1 protein-coding gene is annotated in these 859 nt (G+C 62.7%); it reads right to left on the bottom strand.

The annotated features are described in order from the left end of the window. Positions 1-11 precede the first annotated feature (11 nt). Positions 12-557 carry an AAA family ATPase gene (locus tag ABEA33_RS27275; RefSeq protein WP_345530354.1) on the bottom strand — a complete coding sequence of 182 codons (546 nt, stop codon included), beginning with the start codon at positions 555-557 and terminating at the stop codon, positions 12-14. Positions 558-859: the final 302 nt, after the last annotated feature.

The raw sequence follows: 859 nt of genomic DNA on the forward strand, positions 1-859 counted from the left end.
CGCCCAGGCGGTCAAGTCCGAAGGGACACGACCGCTAGTTCGAGCGTGGCCAAGCGGGTGTCTGGCGCACCTGCTACTTCGATTACCTCCGCCCCTCCGGTCAGGGCTTCGTCGTCTGCGAGTTCGAGCAGGGCGTCGTTCATTGCTGAGCGGAGATTCGGATCTTCGTCCTCGGATACGTCGATGCGATGGACAGGATCCAAGTTGAGCAGGATAACAAGATCGACCTTCCTCATCGCTTCGATGCACAGGTCGACTCCGCGACGGAAATGGTCGGGCGAGCGCGTGGGTCGCCCCAGTTGCTCGAGCGCGTCTAGGTAGGCAAGGAAGTCCAACGGGCCGCGCTCAGCAATCACTGGCCCATCGGAAAGTTCGAGAAGCCGGGCGGCTGTGACCTCCAACTGCTGGAAGAAGATGCCGGCGCCTGCATCGGTCCGGTACTCGTCAAGCGTCTCGAACGGGTCCGGCAGAATTTGGAACTGCGGTTGCGCTGTCGTGAATGCCTCGATGAGGGAGGTCTTCCCGCTCGCGTGAGTTCCCGACACCACAATGATCATGTGCGGATACTACGAACGCCTTCGTGTTCGACCCCGAAGCCATGTCGACCGAGCCTGTGATGCACGGGCGCGCGGCATCGCCTCGTCCAGAGTGAGCACGGCGAGGTCATCGCTCGCGCCTCGGCAGGGGTGGGACGGAGTACTCTGGGATCGACTCTTCTCTCATCCACCCTCTTGCGGTCCTCTCCGCCACGAGCTGAGCACGGCCATCGGCCCGGTGCATGGTGAGTTGGTCATGGCTCGGGCAGCGCGAAACGCCCGAAATCTGACCAAGGCTCGGCTCTTGGCCACGCTTCGCGACG

Source organism: Nocardioides endophyticus, from assembly GCF_039543845.1.
Lineage (GTDB): Bacteria > Actinomycetota > Actinomycetes > Propionibacteriales > Nocardioidaceae > Nocardioides > Nocardioides endophyticus.

What these genes read in the sequence shown, in the direction of transcription:
- ABEA33_RS27275 (WP_345530354.1), bottom strand. Translation starts at nt 557, where the DNA reads ATGATCATTGTGGTGTCGGGAACTCACGCGAGCGGGAAGACCTCCCTC.